This is a genomic window from Bradyrhizobium sp. ARR65, assembly GCF_000472385.1.
Lineage (GTDB): Bacteria > Pseudomonadota > Alphaproteobacteria > Rhizobiales > Xanthobacteraceae > Bradyrhizobium.
The window spans coordinates 76,523-93,982 of record NZ_AWZU01000007.1; the positions used below are offsets into that span (position 1 = coordinate 76,523).

Annotated in this window: 14 protein-coding genes; 5 read left to right on the top strand and 9 right to left on the bottom strand. The window is 63.5% G+C overall.

The window, feature by feature from the left end:
- Positions 1-272 precede the first annotated feature (272 nt).
- The 3 genes from F758_RS0110680 (at position 273) to poxB (ending at position 5,920) form a co-directional block, all read left to right on the top strand.
- Positions 273-2,021 (top strand): Spy/CpxP family protein refolding chaperone, encoded by a 1,749-nt coding sequence (locus F758_RS0110680; RefSeq protein ID WP_084305217.1) that lies wholly within the window; start codon positions 273-275, stop codon positions 2,019-2,021.
- A gap of 134 nt (positions 2,022-2,155) precedes the next feature.
- Positions 2,156-3,940: a metallophosphoesterase gene (locus tag F758_RS0110685; RefSeq protein ID WP_024507864.1), complete on the top strand. Its 1,785-nt coding sequence runs from the start codon at positions 2,156-2,158 to the stop codon at positions 3,938-3,940.
- 249 nt (positions 3,941-4,189) lie between these two features.
- Positions 4,190-5,920, top strand: a complete 1,731-nt coding sequence (poxB, locus tag F758_RS0110690; protein ID WP_035721616.1) for a ubiquinone-dependent pyruvate dehydrogenase — start codon at positions 4,190-4,192, stop codon at positions 5,918-5,920.
- Positions 5,921-6,158: 238 nt separating this feature from the next.
- Here the strand turns inward: poxB and F758_RS0110695 are convergent, their stop codons facing one another.
- Complete coding sequence (locus F758_RS0110695; RefSeq protein WP_024507866.1) at positions 6,159-6,932, bottom strand: ferredoxin--NADP reductase; 774 nt, start codon at positions 6,930-6,932, stop codon at positions 6,159-6,161.
- 146 nt (positions 6,933-7,078) lie between these two features.
- Here F758_RS0110695 and F758_RS0110700 point away from each other — a divergent pair, with 146 nt between their 5' ends.
- Positions 7,079-8,275, top strand: a complete 1,197-nt coding sequence (locus F758_RS0110700) for an amidohydrolase family protein (RefSeq protein ID WP_024507867.1) — start codon at positions 7,079-7,081, stop codon at positions 8,273-8,275.
- Between the two features lie 145 nt (positions 8,276-8,420).
- Here the strand turns inward: F758_RS0110700 and F758_RS0110705 are convergent, their stop codons facing one another.
- From F758_RS0110705 to F758_RS0110745, 8 genes are all read right to left on the bottom strand, one after another.
- Positions 8,421-8,876, bottom strand: a complete 456-nt coding sequence (locus F758_RS0110705) for a MarR family winged helix-turn-helix transcriptional regulator (protein ID WP_024507868.1) — start codon at positions 8,874-8,876, stop codon at positions 8,421-8,423.
- A 28-nt stretch (positions 8,877-8,904) separates the two neighbouring features.
- Positions 8,905-9,609 carry an ABC transporter ATP-binding protein gene (locus tag F758_RS0110710; RefSeq protein ID WP_024507869.1) on the bottom strand — a complete coding sequence of 235 codons (705 nt, stop codon included), beginning with the start codon at positions 9,607-9,609 and terminating at the stop codon, positions 8,905-8,907.
- Positions 9,606-10,397 (bottom strand): ABC transporter ATP-binding protein, encoded by a 792-nt coding sequence (locus tag F758_RS0110715; protein WP_024507870.1) that lies wholly within the window; start codon positions 10,395-10,397, stop codon positions 9,606-9,608. Before F758_RS0110715 ends, F758_RS0110710 begins: the two co-directional genes overlap by 4 nt.
- A complete protein-coding gene (locus F758_RS0110720; protein ID WP_024507871.1) occupies positions 10,394-12,283 on the bottom strand; it encodes an ABC transporter permease in 1,890 nt (629 codons plus the stop codon). Before F758_RS0110720 ends, F758_RS0110715 begins: the two co-directional genes overlap by 4 nt.
- Positions 12,284-12,508: 225 nt before the next feature.
- Positions 12,509-13,714 (bottom strand): ABC transporter substrate-binding protein, encoded by a 1,206-nt coding sequence (locus F758_RS0110725; protein WP_024507872.1) that lies wholly within the window; start codon positions 13,712-13,714, stop codon positions 12,509-12,511.
- Positions 13,715-13,741: 27 nt separating this feature from the next.
- On the bottom strand, positions 13,742-14,326 hold the full coding sequence (locus F758_RS0110730; protein ID WP_024507873.1) for an amino acid synthesis family protein: 585 nt from the start codon (positions 14,324-14,326) through the stop codon (positions 13,742-13,744).
- A gap of 21 nt (positions 14,327-14,347) precedes the next feature.
- Entirely contained in the window at positions 14,348-15,241 is an 894-nt protein-coding gene (locus tag F758_RS43585; RefSeq protein ID WP_035721677.1) for a UPF0280 family protein, read from the bottom strand.
- Positions 15,238-16,686: a hypothetical protein gene (locus F758_RS0110745; RefSeq protein ID WP_024507876.1), complete on the bottom strand. Its 1,449-nt coding sequence runs from the start codon at positions 16,684-16,686 to the stop codon at positions 15,238-15,240. Before F758_RS0110745 ends, F758_RS43585 begins: the two co-directional genes overlap by 4 nt.
- Before the next feature lie 270 nt (positions 16,687-16,956).
- Here F758_RS0110745 and F758_RS0110750 point away from each other — a divergent pair, with 270 nt between their 5' ends.
- Positions 16,957-17,439, top strand: coding sequence for a (2Fe-2S)-binding protein (locus F758_RS0110750; protein WP_024507877.1), 483 nt, complete (start codon positions 16,957-16,959; stop codon positions 17,437-17,439).
- Positions 17,440-17,460: the final 21 nt, after the last annotated feature.

Here is a 17,460-nt window from a genome sequence, read left to right on the forward strand (position 1 = left end):
CTTGTTCAAAATGAACGATGCAATCGATCGATTGCGACGTCGGCAATGGTCGGCGGGCGATATGAATGACATCGGATCGGCTGCGAGAGCCGGGCCGGCTTGCTTTGAGGCCCCCGCTTCACGATGACGCCACCCTATGACGGGATGCAGCGAATGCGCTTCGACGCAACCTTATTCGATGCAGCCCTTAAGAGGGTGACGCGCCTTCACCCGATGGGAACAATTGCACCTGCGCAAGCGTTTGAAGTTGGGCGCAATGTGGAGTTCTGACCATGTCGTGCCGTGTGCACCGTATCGTGGTATGCGCGCTGGTATCGGCGCCACTCGCGCTTGCAGCGCAAGCAATGGCGCAGCCGGGGCATCCGGGGCGTGGCGGCCCGCCGGCAATGGGAGGTGCCCCGCACATCGCGGCCCCACAGATGGCGGCGCCACATCCCGCGCCGCAAATGGCAGCTCCTCATTTCGCGGCACCGCATGTGGCGGCACCGGCGCCTCACTTCGCCGCCCCGCATGCGGCCGCACCGCATTTCGCCGCGCCGCACATCTCGGCGCCGCCACGCAACTTTGGGGAAATGCACGCTGCTCCGCACTTTGCCGCGCCGCGCGCGGCGCCCCATGTGGCGCCCCACAATGCGTTCGCGCATGCGCCCCATGCCCCCGGCGGACCGCACCCTGGAAGGATCGTATCAGGCCCGCCGCAACACTTCGGCGCAGCGCATGGTCCACAGCCAAACCGGCACGCATTGTCCAATCTGCCACCTTCCCGACCCGCGGTGGTGAGCCAGAGGCCGGGCCCCGGCGCACCCCGGGCTGAGCGGCAGCAGCACGTCCCCGCTCCGGGTCAGACCATTGGTGCCACCGCTCATCCAAACATGGCCCCGGGCCAGACGATAGGACGCGGCCAGGCCGCGCCGGATCAGGCGCGCTTGGCGCAAGCCCGACGCGCGCCGATCCTGCAAAATCCGGTATTCGCCAGCCAGGCGGCGGCCAGGGTTGGTCGGACAGCGGCGAGCCCGGCGCAACCGACTTTCCGCGGCCGCTTCACGCAATCGGCCTGGGCGGAGGATTGGCGTCGTCACCATCATCACCACCTCGCGGTGCTGGGGTTTGTCGGCCCGCTGTTCTGGCCCTACGCCTATGACGACTTCATCGACTACACCTTCGCGCCCTATGCCTACGACACGTTCTGGCCCTACGCCTTCGACGATGTCTATGCCGGCATCTATGGCGGCTATGCACCCGAATATTACGCGCCGGAAGACGCTTATGCCTACGCGGGCTCCGCAGCCTCGCAACGGGTCTACGCGCGAACAACCAATGCGACGACGACTAACAGCTTTGGCGGCAATTCGCGGATCTGCTCGGGTGAAGCCCAGGGTGTGACGGATTTCTCGATCCAGAAGATCGCGCAGCAGGTCAATCCGGATCAGCAGCAACAAGGGCTGCTTGATGATCTGAAATCCGCGTCGATCGAGGCGGTAAAGGTCCTGCAGGCGGCATGCCCCACCGAACTGCCGAGCACGCCCACCGGCCGGCTCGCCGCAATGCGCGCGCGGGTGGATGCGATGCTGAAGGCGGTGCAGATCGTGCGGCCGGCGCTCGACAAATTCTATCAATCGCTCAATGACGAGCAGCGCGAGCGCTTCAATGCGCTGGACCAGAGTGCGCAGGCGACCGCCGCGCAGCCCGCCGACATCGAGCGCGTCTGCAACTCGCAGGACGCCGGCACGCAAGCCCTGCCCATCGATAAGATCGTGCGCAGCCTGCATCTCAATCCCGATCAGGAGGACAGCCTGAAAGCGCTCGACGACGCCACAGCGAAGGCCGCGCAAATCATGCAGGCGAAATGCCAGCCCGCGCAGAGCTTGACGCCGACCGGCCGCCTTGCCGCGATGGAAGAGCGCCTGAGCGCGATGTCGGATGCGCTCCACACCACCGAAGCCGCGCTGACGAAGTTCTATGGCTCCCTGACAGACGAGCAAAAGGCGCGGTTCGACCGGCTCAATGTCCGCGCGAGCTAGTTTGAGAGTCGTTCACGAGCCCTGTAGAGGGGGATCACGCGCAATCGGTCGCTGGCATTCCGCCAGGAGATTGATACTCTCTGCTGAGCAGAGGAAAACTCCTCCGCGTTCGATGCGAGGCATGGGCCTGGACCATGACGCGGTCGATTACGGAATCCGGCGCATCGGAGGATGCCGGCGATCTTGAGCGCCGGCTCATCGATCCGCGTGGCGGCGACGTCGAGGACGATGCCGCCAGCCCGGCGCAGAGATCGCTGCTCGCCATAGCGAGCAGCGTGCTGGTGGAAATCAGCCTGCCCAAATTGCTGTTCGCCTGGATCATGTCGCTGGTGCTCCCGGCCGTGCTGCTCGGCCTTGCACCGCTGGCGGTCACGGTGTGGTTCGCAAGCCTCTCCGCACACGTCAAGGCGCTGACGGAAATCGGTGCCGCCCTCGTGCTGGCCGCCAGCGCGGCGATCGGATGGCTCGCATGGCGGCCGTTCCTGCGCATCGCCGAGAGCAACTTCTGGGCGCTCAACGCGCTGGTCGTGCAGCCCGGCTACCTCCTCGGCGCCGAACTGCTCCGCCACCTGGCGGAGCGAGCCTTCGCCGGCCGCATGACCAATATCCGGCGGGCACGGCTGCGTGCGGCAAGCTCGGCTGCCGCCGGCGTCATCATGTGCGCATGCGCGATTGTGATCCTCGTGCTGGTCTGGCCGTATTCACGCTGGACCGGAACGGTCGCTGAACTTGCGTTGGTGCATCGCCTGATCGTGCCGATGATCGCGAATGCCGTCGTTCTGGTAACGGCTTATCTTGCGGCCGCCTCGCTGGTCTGGGGCTTCGCGGATGCCACCATGGACCAGCCGGCGGATTTCCCCGCATTCGACGTCGCGCCCGCTGGCCGCCACTTTCGTATCGCGCATCTTTCGGATCTGCACACGGTCGGAGAGAGATATGGCTTTCGCATCGAAAGCGGCCGCCGTGGTCCGCGCGGCAACGCGCGCCTTTGTCGCGCTCTCGAGCGCCTCGCGGAGATCCATGCGACGCGCCCTCTGGACCTCATCCTCATCAGCGGTGACATGACGGATGCCGGCCGCGCCACCGAGTGGGCCGAATTCCTCGACGCGATCGCCCGCTATCCGGCCCTCATTGCCCGCATGATTGTGTTGCCGGGCAACCACGATTTGAACATCGTTGACCGGGCCAACCCGGCGCGGCTCGATCTGCCCTTCAGCCCCGGCAAGCGCCTGCGGCAGATGCGCACGCTATCTGCGATTGCAGCGGTGCAGGGCGATCGCGTCCACATTGCCAATGTCGACGACAAACCGATGCGTAGCCTCAACGAGGCGCTGGCGCCCTATCGCACGCCAATTGCAAACTTCGCGGAGCACGGCGGCTTGCGTCTCGCCATGGGCCTCGGCCATATCTTCGGGGATCAATTTCCCATGATTGTGCTGCCTGGCGAGCCGGATGGCCTGGGAGTTGCGATTCTCAATTCCAACACCGAAAGCCATTTTTCCTTCACGAACGCGCTGGGCGTCATATCCGCCGAACAGGCGCGTCGTCTTGTCGCCGCCCTCGACAAATTCCCCGACGCGGCGTGGATCATCGCGCTGCATCACCACCTCCTGGAATATCCGATGCCTGTTGCGTTTTCCGAGCGCGTCGGAACGGCCCTCGTCAACGGCAGTTGGTTCGTACGCAAGCTCAAGCCCTTCGCGTCGCGCATCGTGGTGATGCACGGTCATCGTCATACCGATTGGATCGGCACCTGCGGCTCAATGAAGATCATATCGGCCCCCTCGCCGGTGATGGGCGCGGACGATGCTGCGTCCACGCATTTCTATATCCACACCCTGGTCAGGGACATCGATGGGCGGCTCTGCCTGATTGCACCCGAGCGGGTCGAAATATCCCGCCCGATGCCAAGCGCGTGAAGCGCGGGAAGGAAATCTCGCCTCAATCCGGTTTGATACTCTACTGCAATCTGCCGCAAAATTGACGGTGGCATCGTACTTGTGAAGCTTCCGGAGATGCACTCTCCATGCCCTCTTGTGACAAAATCCCTCGGTGCCCTTGTCGAGAACGCACGAAAAATCTCGACCGATGCATGGGCGAACAAATGCTCAAGTCGTAGACTTGTTTTCCGAGAGAGACGTCTGGCTATCAGCTAAGGAAAGACCATCATGACCACGGTTGCAGACCAGTTCGCCGAAACCTTGGCCGCTTCGGGCGTAAAGCGCATCTACGGAATCGTAGGCGACAGCCTGAACGGTTTCACGGACTCGATCCGCCGCCAGGGTAAGATCGAGTGGATCCACGTCCGCCACGAAGAAGTCGCGGCCTTTGCGGCGGGCGCCGAGGCGCATCTTACGGACAGTCTCGCGGTTTGCGCCGGAAGCTGCGGCCCCGGCAATCTCCATCTCATCAATGGTCTGTTCGATTGCCACCGCTCGCGCGTTCCGGTGCTCGCGATCGCCGCGCACATCCCCTCGGCCGAGATCGGCTCCGGCTATTTCCAGGAGACTCATCCCGAGAATCTGTTTCGCGAATGCAGCCATTTCTGCGAGCTGATCTCCAACGCCAACCAGATGCCGCGCGCCGTCGAGATCGGCATTCGCGAAGCGATCGGCAAGCGCGGCGTTTCAGTCATCGTGATCCCCGGCGATGTCGCACTGCAGTCCGCGACCACGGCGGCGAACGCGTCAGCCATCGACCTGGTTCCGCACCCGCCGATCGTGGTCCCCAGGGCAGACGACATCAAAGCGCTCGCCGATCTCTTGAATGGCGCAGAACGCGTCACCCTGCTTTGCGGCGCCGGCTGTGCCGGCGCGCATGATGAGCTGCTTGCGCTGGGCGAAAAGCTGAAGTCGCCGATGGTGCACAGCATGCGCGGCAAGGAGCATGTCGAATGGGACAACCCCTACGACGTCGGCATGACCGGGCTGATCGGCTTTGCCTCCGGCTATTATGCCATGAACGACTGCGACGCGCTGCTTCTGCTCGGAACCGATTTCCCCTACCGCCAGTTTTATCCGCAAGGCGGCGCCCGCATTGCGCAGGTCGATATCCGACCCGAGAATCTCGGCCGGCGCACGCCTATCGAGCTCGGGCTCGTCGGCGACATCGGCGCGACGCTGCGCGCCCTGCTCCCGCTTCTGACCGAAAAGAAGGATCGCGGATATCTCGACAAGGCGTCGGCGCATTACGCGAGGAGCCGCGCCGCACTTGATGAACTTGCGACCGGCGCGCCGGGCCGCAAACCGGTACACCCGCAGCAGATCGCAAAGGCGCTGAGCGATTTCGCCGCGGAGGATGCGATCTTCACGTGCGACGTCGGCCTGCCAACGGTTTGGGCGGCACGCTATCTCGCCATGAACGGCAAACGGCGCTTGTTGGGATCGTTCTGGCACGGCTCGATGGCCAATGCGATGGCGCAGGCCATTGGAGCGCAGGCGGCGTTTCCCAGGCGCCAGGTGATTTCGCTGTCGGGCGACGGCGGCTTCACTATGCTGATGGGCGATTTTCTCAGCCTCGCGCAGCTCGGCCTGCCCGTGAAGGTCGTGGTCTTCAACAATGGCGCGCTCGGTTTCATTGAGCTCGAGCAGAAATCGACCGGCTTTCTTGACTTCGGCACGGAATTCAAAAACCCCAATTTCGCTGCGATGGCGGAGGCGACGGGTATCCGCGGCGTCCGGATCGAAGATCCCGGCGACGTCGACACCAAGCTCCGCGAAGCGCTCGCACATAACGGGCCGGTCTTGATCGACGCGGTGGTGAACCGCCAGGAATTGGCGATCCCGCCCAAGATCACGACCGAGATGGCCAGAGGTTTTACGCTCTACATGGTCAAGGCGGTGCTCAGCGGACGGACGGACGAAGTCCTCGAACTCGCGCGCACCAATTTGTGGCGATGAGCGCGCGGCCGCGCGCTAGAGCACGATCGTCGTGTGCCGAAGCGGGCACTCCACTCAATCCCTCATCCTGAGGTGCTCGCCACCGGGTCCACGCGAAGCGCGGCCCGATGACAGGCTCCACGAGGCTCGAAGGATGAACGGCCACGCTGTGACAGCCAGGCCGTCGCCCTTCGAGGCTCGCTGTCGCGAGCGCCTCAGGGTGACGGGACTTACTTAAGAGTTCGCCGCGAGCAAGCGCTCACCGCTCCGCAAACGCCTTCTCGACGACGAACTGCGCCGGTTCGCCGTGGTTGCCCTCCACAAAACCCTTGCCCACCAGCAACTCACGGGAATCCCGCACCAGGGCCGGGCTGCCGCAGATCATCACGCGATCATGTTGTGGCTCGAGATCCGGCAGGTCGATATCGGCGAACAACTTGCCTGACATGATCAGGTCCGTGATCCGGCCGCGATTGCGAAACGGATCGCGCGTCACGGTTGGATAGTAGATGAGCTGGCGGCGTACCAGCTCGCCGAGCAGTTCGTCGTTCGGCAGCTTTTCCGTGATCATCTCGCCATAGGCGAGCTCGGCAACGCGGCGGCAGCCATGCAGCAGCACCACCTTCTCGAACCGCTCGTAGACCTCCGGATCCTTGATCACGCTCAGGAACGGTGCAAGGCCCGTGCCAGTGCCGATCAGGTAGAGATTGCGACCGTCTTCGAGATTGTCGATGACCAGCGTGCCCGTCGCCTTGCGGCTGACGATGATCTCGTCGCCCTCCTTCAGGTGCTGGAGCCGCGAGGTGAGCGGGCCATCCGGTACCTTGATCGAGAAGAACTCGAGCCGGTCCTCATAATGCGCGCTGGCGACGCTGTAGGCGCGCAGCAGAGGCCGGTGCTCGACCTCAAGGCCGATCATGGTGAACTCGCCGCTGCGGAAGCGGAACGACGGATTGCGGGTGGTGGTGAAGCTGAAGAGATTATCGGTCCAATGATGGACGCTCAGCACGCTTTCCTGATTGAAATTGCTCATCTCGCCCTTTCCAAGGATGCGATTGACCCGGCAATTTATTCGTATACGATCGTTTGTATACAAATGAATAATCCGGCTTGATCCTTTCGTCAAGCCGGGCTCAAATTTGGGAAAGCTCGCGAATCCAACAGAAGGAAACAGCCGCCATGGCCCATGACGCGCCCCAAGCCACCGGTCCCAGCAAGCTGGTGATCCGCAACATCGGGCTGATGCTGTCAGGCGCGCTGGAAAAGCCGATCCTGGATGCCGACACGATCGTCGCCGAGAACGGCAAGATCACTGCCATTGGCCGCCTCAAAGACGTCGACACCGCGGGCGCCACCACCATCGTCGATGCCAACGGCACGGCGATCGCGCCCGGCCTGATCGACAGCCATGTCCACCCGGTGGCGGGCGACTGGACGCCGCGGCAGAACCAGATCGGTTGGATCGACAGTTTCCTGCATGGCGGTGTCACGACCATGATCTCGGCCGGCGAGGTGCATATGCCGGGCCGGCCGCGCGACGTCATCGGGCTGAAGGCGATGGCGATTTTCGCCCAACGCGCGTTCTGGACGCTGCGTCCCGGAGGCGTGAAGGTACATGCCGGCGCGCCGGTGATCGAATGCGAGATGGTCGAAGACGACTTCAAGGAACTCGCCGCAGCTGGTGTGAAGCTGCTCGGCGAAGTGGGCCTCGGCGGCGTCAAAGACGGCCCCACTGCGCGCAAGATGGTCGGCTGGGCGCGCAAATACGGCATCCAGAGCACCATTCACACCGGCGGCCCCTCGATCCCCGGCTCCGGCCTGATCGACAAGGACGTGGTGCTGGAGGCCGATACCGACGTGGTCGGGCATATCAATGGCGGCCATACCGCCCTTCCCGACGACCAGATCCGCTGCATCTGCGAGGGCTGCAAGCGCGGGCTTGAGCTGGTTCATAACGGCAATGAGCGCTCGGCGCTGTTTACGCTGCGCACCGCACGCGAGATGGGTGACCTGGCGCGCATCATTCTGGGTACCGACGCACCGGCCGGCTCCGGCGTGCAGCCGCTCGGCATCCTGCGCATGATCTCGATGCTGTCGTCGCTCGGCGAAGTGCCGGCGGAGATCGCCTTCTGCTTCGCTACCGGCAACACCGCACGCATGCGCCAGCTCGACTGCGGCCTGATCGAGGTCGGACGCTCCGCCGATTTCGTCATCATGGACAAGGCCCAGCACTCGCCCGGCAAGAACCTATTGGAGAGCGTGCAGCTCGGCGATCTCCCTGGTGTCGGCATGACCATCATCGACGGCATCGTCCGCACCCAGCGCAGCCGCAACACCCCGCCCGCAACCAAGGTGCCGGAGATCGTGGGACGGTAAGGCAGGATGGCCGTTCCGTCATTCTGAGGCGCGAGCGCAAGCGAGCCTCGAAGGATGAACGGCTCCGCTGCGACAGCCGGGCCGTCGGCCTTCGAGACGGCCGCGCTCAGGGTGACGGTGATGGAGGCCAGCGATGCGTGTGGCTTTACCGCAGCTTGCTCAACAGCGCGAGCAGCGTTTCGCGCTCCTTGGCGTCGAGCGGGGCAAGCGTCTCCTTCGAGATTGCGAGCGCGTTCGGCGCGACCTTGTCGGCCAGTTGCTGGCCGGCGCGCGTGAGGCTCACCAGCAGGCGTCGGCCATCCTCGGGATCAGAACTCGTCTCCGTCAACCCGCGTGCCGTCAGGCGATCGATCACGCCCTTGATGGTTGCGACATCCATGGCGGTCAGCCGTCCGAGCTGGTTCTGCGAGCACGGCCCGGTCTCGGCGAGCTTCGACAGCGCCGCCCATTGCGTCGGCGTCAGGTTAGTGCCGATGTCGCGCGCGAAGATCGCGGTGTGACGCTGCCAGACCAGGCGCAGGATGAAGCCGATCTGCTCATCGAGGATATAGGCCGGCCGCGCGGATTTCGCGTTCCTCCTTGCCGCTGCGCCCCTTGCCATTGTTGCCCGCCCTCTCAACGACCGCCGATCACAGAGAAAGATGCGCGTCGCGAATGTCGGGACGCGCGTCGAGTTCGGCCATGGTGCCGCCGAAGCAGATCCGGCCGCGCTCGATGATGTAGGCACGGTCGGAGATCAATCTTGCAAAATGCAGGTTTTGCTCGGAGACGATGATGCTGACACCTTCGCGCTTCATGGTCTGGATGGCCTCGACCATCTGCTCGACGATTTTCGGCGACAGCCCCTCAGACGGCTCGTCGAGCAACACCAGTGAAGGATTGCCCATCAAGGTCCGCGCGATCGTCAGCATCTGTTGCTCGCCGCCGCTCATCCGCCCTCCCGGACGATGGCGCATCTCGCCGAGATTGGGAAACAGCGCGAACAGTTTCTCACGCGTCCAATAAGGCGCGTTCGCTCGTTTCGGCTGGCGGCCGACTTCCAGATTTTCTTCGACCGTCAGGTCGGTGAAGATACGCCGCTCCTCGGGCACATAGCCCAATCCGCCGCGGACGATCTCATGCGTCGGCCGACTGGATACGTCTCTTCCCTCGAATTCGATGCGCCCCGAGCGTTGCGCGACCAGTCCGACGATGGAGCGGAAGGTGGTCGACTTTCCGGCGCCGTTGCGCCCAAGCAGCGCCACCACTTCGCCCGCGCCCACCTCGAGCGCAATATCGAACAAGATATGCGCCGGACCATAGTAGCTGTTGAGGTTTTGCACGGACAGCTTCATGGAGCCGCTCCCTCGCGATGCCGGGCATCATAGACCAGGCCTTCGCCAAGATAGATCGCCCGAACTTCGCTGTTCCGGCGCACCTCGGCCGGAGAGCCCTGCGCGATCAAAGTGCCGCGGTTGAGCACCAGGATACGGTCGGCATGCTCGAATACCACGTCCATGTCATGCTCGGTGAAGAGCACGCCGATCGACTGCTCCCGCGCGATCCGCGCGGTCAGCCGCATCAATTCGATGCGCTCACGCGGCGCCATACCCGCGGTCGGCTCATCCATCAATAGCAGCCTTGGCTTGTTTGCGAGCGCGATTGCAAGCTCCAGCCGCTTGAGATCACCATAGGCCAATTCGCCGCAAGGGCGATCGGCATAGCCGCCCATGCCGACCAACTCGAGCAGACCGCCCGCCTCTGCTCCCGCAAAGTTCCGTATCGTGGTCCAGACATTGAAGAGGTGTCTGCCATGAGACACCAATGCGACCTGCACATTCTCGCGCACGGTCATGGTCGGAAAGGTCGCGGTGATCTGGAAGGTGCGCCCGACCCCGAGGCGCCAGATCGTACGCGGCGGCTGCCCGGTGGTGTCTTCGCCAAGCAGACGGATGCGGCCGCTATCGGGCGTGATCTGGCCGTTGAGCATGTCGAAGCAGGTGCTCTTGCCCGCGCCATTCGGGCCGATCAGCGCCAGGATCTCGCCGGCCTGAAGCGAGAACGAGACGCCGCGCACGGCATGCACGCCACCGTAGGATTTGGTCAGGCCTTCGACCGACAGCAATGTGGGCGCAGTACTCATTCGGCGGTCTCGATCCGTGAAGCAATGAGCGAGGTCGCCTTGGGCGTGCCGTCACGATGACGATGCCGGATCATCTCCAGCATCCCGACGACGCCCTTCGGGAACGCGACCACGATCAGCACGATGAAAGCGCCAAGCACGAGTTTCGACAGGTCGGTCTGACTCACCAGCCAGATGTTGAGCGCCTTGTACACGATGGCGCCGATGATGCCGCCGGAGACCGTCTCTACGCCGCCGAGCAGCACCATCACCAGGGCATCGACCGACAGGGGAATGCCCAAGCTGTCGGGAAACACGCTGCCCTTGAGGTACGCAAATAGCGCGCCGGCAACCCCGGCCACCGTGCCGCTGATCACAAAGGCCGTCCATTGGATGCGCTTGCCATTGATGCCGATCGCTTCGCTGCGCAGCGGCGAATCGCGCATCGCGCGCAGCGCAAAGCCGAATGGAGAGAACACGAGAATGCGCAAGCCGACGGCCGCCAGCGCGGCGATGGCGAGGGTAAGCCAATAGAAATGCGACGGACTCGCCGCCCATCGCTCCGGCCACACGCTCAAAATGCCGTTATCACCCCCGGTAACCTCAACCCATTGGAAGGCAACCGACCAGACGATCTGCGCAAATGCCAAAGTCAGCATCGCGAAATAGACACCGGACAATTGCACGGCGAAGAAGCCGAACACGGCCGCGCCGACACAGCCGAGCAGCGGGCCGAGCAGCAAACAAGCGATCATGGGCAGGCCCGCCATCTTGGCGAGGAACGCGACGCCGTAGGCACCGAGCCCGAAATAGGCGGCGTGACCAAAGGAAGCGAGACCACCGACGGCCATCAGTACATGCAGGCTGATCGCGAAGATCACGAAGATCGCGATTTCCGAGCCGACCGAGACGGCGTAGTTGCCGCCGACCAAAGGCAGCGCGGCCGCACAGAGGAGCAGGGCACAGGCTGCGAGCCGCTCGCTTCCCGTCAATGGCCGCCACGGATTGACGGTAAGACCCGGCGTGCGGCGCGCCGGCGCCTCGCGCTTGCCGAACAGACCCCAGGGACGCACGATCAGCACCACCGCCATCACCAGGAACACGAGGATGATCGAGATCTTGGGGAATATGAGGATGCCGAAGGCATTGAGCTCGGAGACCAGCACCGCCGCGACAAAAGCGCCGAGAATGCTGCCGAGCCCGCCGATGACGACCACGACGAACACGTCGACAATGACCCGCAGATCCATCGCATGGTTGACCGCGTCGCGCGGGATCTGCAGCGCCCCACCCAGTGCCGCGAGAAAAACGCCGACCGCGAACACGCTGGTGAACAGCCATTTCTGATTGACGCCGAGCGCCGCCACCATATCGCGATCCTGCGTCGCCGCGCGGACCAAGACTCCCCAGCGGGTGCGCTGGAACAGCAGCCAGAGGATGCCAAGCACGACGGGACCGAAGACGATCAGGAACAGGTCGTAGCTCGGGACGCTCTGACCGAAAAAGTCCACTGCGCCTTTGAAGCCCGGGGCTCGGCGACCAAGCAGATCATTCGGCCCCCACGTCAGCACCACGAGATCCTCGACCATCAGCGTCAGGCCGAAGGTGGCGAGCAGTTGGAACAGCTCCGGCGCGTGATAGATACGCCGCAGCAGCACGATCTCGACCACGGCGCCGATCACGGCGACCACGATCGCTGCGGCGACGATGCCACCCCAAAATCCGAATGCGCCGGCGAAACGTTCCGTCAGCGTGTAGGCGACATAGGCGCCCAGCATATAGAAGGCGCCATGGGCGAAATTCACGATCCGCGTCACGCCGAAGATGATCGACAGACCCGACGCCACCAGAAACAGCGACGCTGCGCTGGCGAGACCGGTCAGGAACTGAACGACAAAAAAAGCCATGGGTGGTCCGCGCAAGCTTGCTTCGGGTCACCTCTCCCCGCGCGAGGAGAGGCATAGGCCGCCTTGGACGGCCGTTCTTAACGCCGAAGCAAAGCTTCGGCTACGTCCATCGTCAGATGCGACCCGGGTGAGGGGACCCTCCATCTAACGCAATCCGTGGAGACTAGCCCCTCACCCCAACCCTCTCCCCGCGCAGAGCGGTGAGAGGGAGGGAAGAGACTAACGTTAATCTTTCGGGCGCATCTTCTCGACTTCGGCATCACTGGGCAGGTAGTCGGCGCCGTTGCGATACACCGAATCGACCATCACACCCTTGCCGTCCTTCAGCGCGGTCTTGCCGACGAAGGCTCCAAGGGTCGATTGGTGATCGATCTTGCGGAAGGTGATCTCGCCGAAGGGCGAGGACACCTTCAAGCCTTCCGCCGCGGCGATCAGCTTCTCCGGATCGGTCGAGCCGGCCTTGGTGAGGATCGCGGCGGCCGCCTTGATCGTCTCGTACCCGACGATGGAGCCGAGCCGTGGATAGTCGTTGTACTTCGTCTGATAGGCCTTCAGAAACGCCGCATGTTCCGGGGTCTTGATGTCGTACCAGGGATAGCCGGTCACGATCCAGCCCTCGGGCGTCTCGTCCTTCAGCGGATCAAGATATTCGGGCTCGCCGGTCAGGAACGACACCACCGCGCGGTTCTTGAACAAGCCGCGCGTGTTGCCTTCGCGCACGAGCTTGACGAGATCGGCGCCAAAGGTGACGTTGAGGATGGCCTCCGGATTGGCGGCCGCTACTGCCTGCACCACAGGACCTGCATCGATCTTGCCCTGCGGCGGCCACTGCTCGTCGACCCACTGGATATCGGGCCGTTTCTCCGACATCAGTTTCTTGAACACGGCGACCGCCGACTGGCCATATTCATAGTTCGGCGCGATCGTCGCCCAGCGCTTGGCCGGCAGCTTCGCCGCGGCCTCGACCAGCATCGCCGCCTGCATGTAGTTGGAGGGGCGCAGGCGGAAGGTGTAGCGATTGCCCTTGCTCCAGGTGATCGCATCGGTGAGGGGCTCTGCAGCGAGGAAAAAGACCTTCTTCTGGTTGGCGAAGTCGCTGACAGCGAGACCGATATTCGACAGGAACGTGCCTGCGAGCATCGCGACGTTCTCGCTCGAGACCAGCTCGTTGGCCGCGGTCTGCGCATCGGCCGGCTTGCCGCTATCATCCTTGGAGATGACGACCAGCTTCTTGCCGTTGATGCCGCCGGCCGCGTTGATCTCCTCGACCGCGAGCTGCCAGCCCTTGCGATAGGGTTCGGTGAAGGCCGGGAGCAGCGAGTAGCTGTTGATCTCGCCGATCTTGATCTCGCTCTGCGCCATGGCCGTATTCGCCATGCCGGCCAAGATGACCGCGAGCCCCGCGCTTAAGATAAATCTGCTTCGTCGCATCCCTTGCCTCCACTCCTCCAAAGAAGACTACCGCAAGCCGTCTTCGCCCTTGACCTCCGCAACCGTCAAACCGCCGACGCGGGGAAGCGGCCGACCGCTGTCGGTGACCGCCAGGGCGACCATGATCTCGTTGGCACGCGGCGCGTCATTGATCTGCACTTCCATGCCGTCGAAATGGCTGCGCACGAAGGCCGCATCCTTATGGCCGAGCGGAATGTCGAGCGTCGTCCCCGCGCCGCCGCGCTTCTTCGACGAGGGAATGAGGGCAGCTCCCTTGCCCAAGACCTTGCGCACGGGCGCACCCATTTTGGGATGCAAGATTGCTGCCGCGTGTTCGAGTTCACCGTTCTCGCCGACGGCCGCCGCCTTGCCGTAGCTGTGCGCCTTCGCCCCTTCGATGCCGAGGGCGGCAACTGCCCGTTTTGCCAGCAACTCGCCAAGTTCTTCGCCAATGGCAATCAGAGGCGACAGGTCTTCGACATAGCGCCCGGCGAAGGGATTTTCGATGACGGCGATCGCCGCCGCGCGGCGCGTCGGTGGAGAGACGAACTTCCCCATCTCCATATGCGTTTCCTCGACCACCGTGACGATCTTGCGAATGATGGCGCTCATTGCTTTCCGTCCTGTTTCCGCTCAAGCTGCCGCAAGTTCATGAAGCGCGTTCGGTCCACTCTGCGCAACCTCTCGCGTTCCCACAACAATCATTTCTCCGGAGAGGTGTAGCACCGCCCCTTCAATCAACCCTGCCCGCAGAAGCTCTCGCGCGCAACGCGCGCCGGCGTCAAGCGCCTCGGCGACTTCAGCAACGGACAACTCCCCGACCTCGCGGGTGACCAGACGCGGGCCGAGATCACTATCGGGCTGCAAGCTGTCGGCGGGACAGCGCTTAATCGCCGGATGCCCGGGCAGATCGACGGCGTTACCAATAACAGTCGCCGCTGCATCTGCCAGCGCGGCCGTGCGCGCCAGCACGGTGACGGCGTCGGCGATGCCCAGGGAAAAACTGCGGCCATGACGTCCGCTGGTCGCAACTCCGCGCGCGGGATGGCTGGCATCGATCGCCATGGTGCGCATGACGCCATGGCGGTCCGGACGATCCATCAGGCCGACGGTGAAATGTTCGCCCGCCGCAAGATGGAATGCGATGTCGCCACCGTTGTTGACATAGGCGCGTGCGAGTGGTGCCGCAGCCAGCATCGCACCGAGAATTTCTTCCGCGACGCTGCCCGCCACCGCCGCCATCGGCGTAATGAATTGATTGTCCGCAAAAGGCGCGACGGCAGCATGCATGCGGCGGGCCACAACACCAGAAACCAAACAATATTGCGGATGGGCTGCCTTGCGCAGCTCGGTCAATTCCGCGCAGAGTTCATCGAGCAGACCGGTGAAGCGGCGCGCCGCGGCGTCATGGGCCGCGCGCACATCGGCCTGTTCGCCCGTCGCTTCGATGATCAGGTCAATCGGGCCGTCCTGCAGATGCAGTCGCCGGCCATCGGCAAGAAACGCGATCTGCGGCCGCCTCGTCATGCCTGCCGCCCCGAAATCGGCCACGGGATGGGTCGAAACTCTCCGTTCTGTCTCAGCGAGGCCAGCGGGCGCACATAATCCATATGTCCGCCAAGCCCAGCATAATCCGACAGTTTCAGCGTGAACTCAATCGGCGCGACCAAGGCCGGCGTCGGCACGTAGCCGAAAGCACCAGCCGGCATTTGCGTTACATCCACCATGAAGGTGATGCCCCCGCCCGGCCAGACATAGACCGGCGCGCCGCCGCTGGTCACCCGCGTCAGCGCATCCTTCACCGAGCGCGTCAGCCGCACGGGATTGTCGGTCACGCCGGCCCGCAGCGATCCGCCGGCACCGGCCATGAACAGCACGGTGCACAGCGCCGGCTCGCAATTTTCCTGGATGCGCTCGACCGAGTGGCGAAGCGATGACGGCATCTCCTGCTCGACGGGCCGCAATGCCGCATCGAGCACGTAATACGAGGCGTGTTCGCCTGTTGTGGAGACCATCAACAGGCTCATGCCCGGCTTTGCCACCTTGGGATCGAACGAGCCAAGAATGGAGAGTGGATCGGAGATGTTGGTCCCTCCCCAACCAGTACCGGGATCGGCGACCTGGAAATAGCGACCGGGCGTCGAGCGACGCCCCTTCATCTTGATGCCGGTATCGGGAATGTCGAGCAGCTTGCCGGCCTGGTGCTCGCTGAGCACGCCGGTGATGTGATCATCGACGACGACGACCTCATCGACCTTGCCATGCCATTGCTTGGCGAACATGCCGATGGTGGCCGAGCCGCAGCCGACCCGCATGCGTTCTTCACGCACACCATTGACCACGGGCGGCTGACCGGCCTGGACGATGACGGTCGCACCGCCATCGATGGTGAGCTCGACCGGCCTGCAGTTGCTCAAGTCCATCAACGTATCGCAGGTGACCCGCCCCTCTTTCTTGGAGCCACCCGTCAAATGATGCACGCCCCCAAGCGAGAGCATCTGCGAGCCATATTCACTGGTCGTAACATGACCGACCGCCTCGCCCTGCGCGCGCACGGTCGCGGTCTCCGCACCGAGATAGCGGTCGGTATCGATCTTCAGCTTTACGCCGCAATAGCTGAAAATGCCCTCGGTGACGACCGTGACCATGTCGACGCCGTCCACTTCCGACGACACGATGAAGGGCGCCGGCTTGTAATCGGGATAGGTGGTGCCGGCTCCGATGGCAGTGACAAAGGTCTCGGGCTGGTGGACGATCTTACCGTCCCAATCGCCGCCGGCCTGAAAGGGAACCAAGCGGCCGCCATGCTCGACCGTCCGCTCCAGGATGATGTGCGGATCGACGCGGACGAGCTTACCATCGTGATTGGCATAGCGATCGCAGGCACCGGCCGCACCCGGCTTGATGTAGCACATCACCGGGCAGGCATCGCAGCGGATCTTGTCGGTGGCGGCAGTCGCTTCAGTCACCATCTCAAAGCCTGCAAGCGGTTGACGCTGAACGGCGGGCGATAATCCCGCTCATCATTCGTATACGAACGATCTTGCGCGCGGCTCCAGGAGCTGTCAAGCGGCGCCGCGCGCGAAAAGCCGTCACTGCCGAATAATAGCTCAATTGCCTAGGCCCGCTGTTCATAAAGCAAGCAGGCGCGTGCAGTGCGGCATGCACGGCTTGCACGTTTGTGTACAAACGGTAGTCTCGAATGATGATTGCAGCGCAGCCGCAGGGGCGGGATTAGCGAGATGGCGCCGACGAAGGTCCGTTTGATCGTCAACAGCAGGGCTTGCGAAGTGGAGGCGGCGCCGGATACGCCGCTGCTTTATGTGCTGCGCAACGACCTCGAACTGAACGGTCCGAAATTCGGCTGCGGGCTCGGTGAATGCGGCACCTGCACGGTGCTGATCGACGGTACTGCCGCACGGGCCTGCGTGATCCCGATCGAGGGCTGCGTCGGGCGCGAGATCGTGACGCTGGAAGGTCTCGGTTCGCGCGACAGGCCGGACCCGGTCCAGCAAGCCTTCATCACCGAGCAGGCCGCTCAATGCGGCTATTGCCTCAACGGCATGATCATGACCACCAAGGCGTTGTTGAACATCAACCCGCATCCGTCTGAAGCGGAGATCACGCAAGCGCTGCGGTACAATCTGTGCCGCTGCGGCGCCCATGTCGAAATCATGCGCGCCGCTCTGCGTGCGGCGGGCCATATTGTTGAGATCTGCGATTGACCGCCTCGTTGAATGGTTCCG

Coding starts and splice junctions, on each gene's coding strand:
- F758_RS0110680 (WP_084305217.1), top strand. CDS start 273: ATGTCGTGCCGTGTGCACCGTATCGTGGTATGCGCGCTGGTATCGGCG.
- F758_RS0110685 (WP_024507864.1), top strand. CDS start 2,156: ATGACGCGGTCGATTACGGAATCCGGCGCATCGGAGGATGCCGGCGAT.
- poxB (WP_035721616.1), top strand. CDS start 4,190: ATGACCACGGTTGCAGACCAGTTCGCCGAAACCTTGGCCGCTTCGGGC.
- F758_RS0110695 (WP_024507866.1), bottom strand. CDS start 6,932: ATGAGCAATTTCAATCAGGAAAGCGTGCTGAGCGTCCATCATTGGACC.
- F758_RS0110700 (WP_024507867.1), top strand. CDS start 7,079: ATGGCCCATGACGCGCCCCAAGCCACCGGTCCCAGCAAGCTGGTGATC.
- F758_RS0110705 (WP_024507868.1), bottom strand. CDS start 8,876: ATGGCAAGGGGCGCAGCGGCAAGGAGGAACGCGAAATCCGCGCGGCCG.
- F758_RS0110710 (WP_024507869.1), bottom strand. CDS start 9,609: ATGAAGCTGTCCGTGCAAAACCTCAACAGCTACTATGGTCCGGCGCAT.
- F758_RS0110715 (WP_024507870.1), bottom strand. CDS start 10,397: ATGAGTACTGCGCCCACATTGCTGTCGGTCGAAGGCCTGACCAAATCC.
- F758_RS0110720 (WP_024507871.1), bottom strand. CDS start 12,283: ATGGCTTTTTTTGTCGTTCAGTTCCTGACCGGTCTCGCCAGCGCAGCG.
- F758_RS0110725 (WP_024507872.1), bottom strand. CDS start 13,714: ATGCGACGAAGCAGATTTATCTTAAGCGCGGGGCTCGCGGTCATCTTG.
- F758_RS0110730 (WP_024507873.1), bottom strand. CDS start 14,326: ATGAGCGCCATCATTCGCAAGATCGTCACGGTGGTCGAGGAAACGCAT.
- F758_RS43585 (WP_035721677.1), bottom strand. CDS start 15,241: ATGACGAGGCGGCCGCAGATCGCGTTTCTTGCCGATGGCCGGCGACTG.
- F758_RS0110745 (WP_024507876.1), bottom strand. CDS start 16,686: ATGGTGACTGAAGCGACTGCCGCCACCGACAAGATCCGCTGCGATGCC.
- F758_RS0110750 (WP_024507877.1), top strand. CDS start 16,957: ATGGCGCCGACGAAGGTCCGTTTGATCGTCAACAGCAGGGCTTGCGAA.